At 49.5% G+C, this 3,553-nt stretch carries 5 protein-coding genes; 2 read left to right on the top strand and 3 right to left on the bottom strand.

Annotated features, from left to right (window positions below; translation table 11 throughout):
• Positions 1–98, top strand: a 98-nt coding sequence (locus tag O71_RS27585; protein ID WP_007660414.1) for a hypothetical protein, incomplete at its 5' end; no start/stop codon positions are given.
• Position 99: 1 nt separating this feature from the next.
• Positions 100–624 (top strand): 5-(carboxyamino)imidazole ribonucleotide mutase, encoded by a 525-nt coding sequence (gene purE, locus O71_RS19405; RefSeq protein ID WP_007660413.1) that lies wholly within the window; start codon positions 100–102, stop codon positions 622–624.
• A gap of 118 nt (positions 625–742) precedes the next feature.
• Here the strand turns inward: purE and O71_RS19400 are convergent, their stop codons facing one another.
• The 3 genes from O71_RS19400 to O71_RS19390 form a co-directional block, all read right to left on the bottom strand.
• Positions 743–1,342 (bottom strand): outer membrane beta-barrel protein, encoded by a 600-nt coding sequence (locus O71_RS19400; protein WP_192811713.1) that lies wholly within the window; start codon positions 1,340–1,342, stop codon positions 743–745.
• Positions 1,343–1,497: 155 nt separating this feature from the next.
• Positions 1,498–1,977 carry a hypothetical protein gene (locus O71_RS19395; protein WP_007660411.1) on the bottom strand — a complete coding sequence of 160 codons (480 nt, stop codon included), beginning with the start codon at positions 1,975–1,977 and terminating at the stop codon, positions 1,498–1,500.
• A gap of 46 nt (positions 1,978–2,023) precedes the next feature.
• Positions 2,024–3,262, bottom strand: a complete 1,239-nt coding sequence (locus O71_RS19390; RefSeq protein ID WP_007660410.1) for an outer membrane beta-barrel protein — start codon at positions 3,260–3,262, stop codon at positions 2,024–2,026.
• Between the last annotated feature and the right edge of the window lie 291 nt (positions 3,263–3,553).

Below are 3,553 nucleotides of genomic sequence, written 5' to 3'. Positions count from 1 at the left end.
CCCGCAAGATGGGACACATCACCGTGCTGGGCACCGACCTGCAGGAAGCGCAGCAGCGGGCTGAATCAATCCGCAACATCATCAAAGTAATCGCATAATATGGCTAATGAAACAAATACGCAGCCGCTGGTAGGCATTATCATGGGCAGCCAGTCTGACATGAAAGTAATGGAAGCAGCAGCTGAGATCCTGGAAAACCTGGGGGTACCTTTTGAGATCACGATCGTGTCGGCGCACCGCACGCCGCACCGTATGTTTGAGTACGCAGAGCAAGCCCGTAAAAAAGGCCTGAAGGTAATTATTGCCGGTGCCGGTGGCGCAGCCCACCTGCCAGGTATGGTCGCTTCTATCACGACACTGCCTGTTATCGGGGTGCCGGTGAAGTCGAGCAACTCTATTGACGGCTGGGATTCTGTGCTGTCTATTCTCCAAATGCCGGGTGGCGTACCAGTGGCGACGGTAGCGCTTGATGGCGCTCTGAACGCAGGTATACTGGCTGCGCAAATCATTGGTACTTCCAATGCCGCAGTAGCTGACAAACTGGAAAAATATAAGGTGAGCCTGAAAGACAAGGTGATGCGATCAGTGGAGGAACTCCGCCGCGGCGACCGTGATCTGGATTAATGCGAGTATAGGTCTAACCTAAACAAGAAAGGCCCGCAGTTTCATAACTGCGGGCCTTTGTGTTTATTCCAAAGTATAACTGCCAGTTAAAGCAGCGTCTCTTCTGATAGTCCTGAATTCAGAATTTATAGCCTGCCATCAGACTGAAGGTTTTAATACTGCTGGGCAGGCTTAGCAGCATGGAAATACCCTCGGTCGTCTCATAGCGTGTTTCTAGAAACAAGGTCTTGGTTCTAATCGGATACACTATGCCTACTCCGGCCACTGCACCGAACATATGGCTTTTAAATTCGCTCCCCGGCAGCGCTTCTTTCTCCTCGGAGTAACTGGTGGAGTGAAACGAGCTATACCTGCTTTCTACCCTCTTCGAATGAACTGCATAAGAGTAAGACGGCCCGATGTTGGCAAATGGCCTCACTTTTCCTTTAGGGAAGGTATAGCGAAGTTGCAAAGGGAGTTTAAGGTAGTTCAGGTCAAAAAGCAGATCATAGGAAGTAGTGCGGCCTGTATTGTATGTACCCTCCACTTTGCCTTCGAAGCGATAAGGTGCATAGAGCAATTCCACTATCAGAGAGAGCTTTTCACTCATGGATGGATTGGCTACCTGCATGGCAATGCCTCCCCCTAATCCTAGTCCCGTGCTGCGGAAATCCCCTCTCGCATAATAATGGCTCCCTGACACATGCAGCGATGGGAAAGAAAGTGCAACTACTGGCACGAGCGTTATCGAAGCTTTTTTAGGTTCAGGTGTGAACTGTGTGCTGCCGACGCACCGGTTATACTCTATGCCCACCTTAGCAAGCGAACTGTGCCTGAGCATAACGTTCTCCAGGCGTTTCTCTGTAAGGGCCGGGCAGTCTGAAAAAGCAGATGCTATGACGCGAGGTATGGTCTGTCCATTACGCGGTATTTCTTGCCGGATTTTGGGTCAGTACGAGTATAAACCTGCTCTACCAATTCTACCAGGTTGGCACCTTCTTTTGAAAGATAGAAGTGGTCGCGGTCGTTCCCATCCCGGTAGGTATAAATGCTGATTCTGCCTTTCACAAGGGCTTGCAAAAACAGAAGCTGCTCAGCCTGAGCTTCTGTGGCAGGTACTCTTTTCGACTCGTAGATCTTCTGCTCTCTGTCAAAGCCGTAGCCTTCCAGTTGGTCAGGGGAGAAGGCCTGCTCATTAGCGTCAGGCGCTGGTCTATATGTGGTCGTTTTAGAACTGCGTACCGCTCCCCGGTAATCGACGTAACCCCGAAGCGTGTCGCCATGCTGAACTATGTAACCAGGACGGAAATCTGTTTGGGCAAAGGCCTGGCCAAAAAATAAACAAGTGATAAGGGTCAGATAAAAGTGCTTCATTCTAAGCTGTTTTAAGTTTGATAAACTCGCAAAACCAGGCTGCCGGTTAGAAGGTAAACCCGGTCATCACGCTCAGGCTGTGAATAGGTAAGCGTAACTCCCGGAGGTGAGAGAAACCCTCGGCTGTTTCATAACGCGTCTCTACAAACAGGGCCTTATGCTCACTGACATGATAGGATACGCCTACTCCTCCAAGCAAGCCAAAGTTACCTTTTCTGAAAATGCCGACCAGTGCTTCCCGTTCCTGAACAGAGCTCGAGGAGTGAAAGGTGCTGTGCGATTTTTCTACGCGCTTAGAGCGGATAACCTGCGAATAAGATACTCCCAGGTTCACGAAGGGGCGTATTTTGCCATTAGGCAAGGTATAGCGTAGCTGGGCCGGTAACTTCAGATAGTCCAGATCAAACGTCAGGTCATAGTCAGTGGTTCTTCCAAAGTAGCTCACATTATCGATCTCGCCCTTGAAGCGGTAAGGTGCATACAGGAGTTCTAACTGCACCGAAAGCTTCTCACTGAGCGCCGGGTTTCTGATATTGAAGGCCAGGCCACCACCTATACCCAGACCGGTGCTCTCGTAAGTGCCATCTACATAAAGATGATAGCCCGTAGGTTTCAGAGAGGACACGCTATAGCTTATCACCGGCATCATTGTCACCTGAATTTTAGACGGAGGCTGTATATGGTGAATGTCAGCACCTATGCAATCGTTATATTCCTCTGTGATTTTGAGAAGCGAGTTGGCCTTAAGCTGTACCGAGGACAGTCGCTTCTCAGTCATAGTGGGGCACTCCACAAAGGCAGAACCCAGTACGCCCTGAAAAGCCTGGTCAGGTACTTTGTACCGTTTGCCGCTGGTTTGGTCTTTGCGCGTGTAAGAGGTTTGTCCAAGTTCTACCAGTTCGCCATTGTCTTTGGAGAAGTAGAAACGGTCGCGGTCTCTTTCGTCCCGCATGGTGTACACGCTGGCTTTGCCTTTTAAGAGGATGTGTAAAAAGAAACGCTCAAAACCTGTGCGCTCCGGAGTAGGCACCAGCCAGGATTCGTATGCCTTTTTTTCATTGGTAAAGCCATAGGCCTGAATCTCGTCCGGACTGTAAGTATATACGTTGGCATCAGGACTGGTTTTGAAACTTGCTATTTTTGAGCTACGGATAGCGCCCCGGTAGTCAACATAGCCCTGCAGGGTATCGCCACTACGGACAATATAGCCAGGTCTGAAATCTTGCTGGGCGAAGGCACTGCTGGCTACCAGTATCAGCAGTAATAGGAGGCTTGTTGTTTTCATGGCTCGAAGATGTACCATGAAATATAGACATAAATAAATATTTTTTTGGGAATCAGTTAGAAAAATATTTCAGGTTTATACCTGTCAGCTTTCTGATCTTCAACGAGCTATAAACAAAAAATCCCCTGCCGAGAAACTCGACAGGGGATTCTAGTATCTTAAGTTAATTCTTACTTCTTACCGTCTACTTCTTCGTAGTCTACGTCGGTTACACCACCGTCGTCAGTAGCAGCGCCCTGCGGACCGCCCGCCTGCTGACCGTTTCCGGCAGCACCAGCTGCGCCTTCCTGT

The sequence above is a fragment of the Pontibacter sp. BAB1700 genome, assembly GCF_000277005.1.
Lineage (GTDB): Bacteria > Bacteroidota > Bacteroidia > Cytophagales > Hymenobacteraceae > Pontibacter > Pontibacter lucknowensis.
The sequence above is the reverse complement of the archived record's forward strand: the minus strand, read 5'-3'. Positions and strand labels throughout refer to the sequence as shown.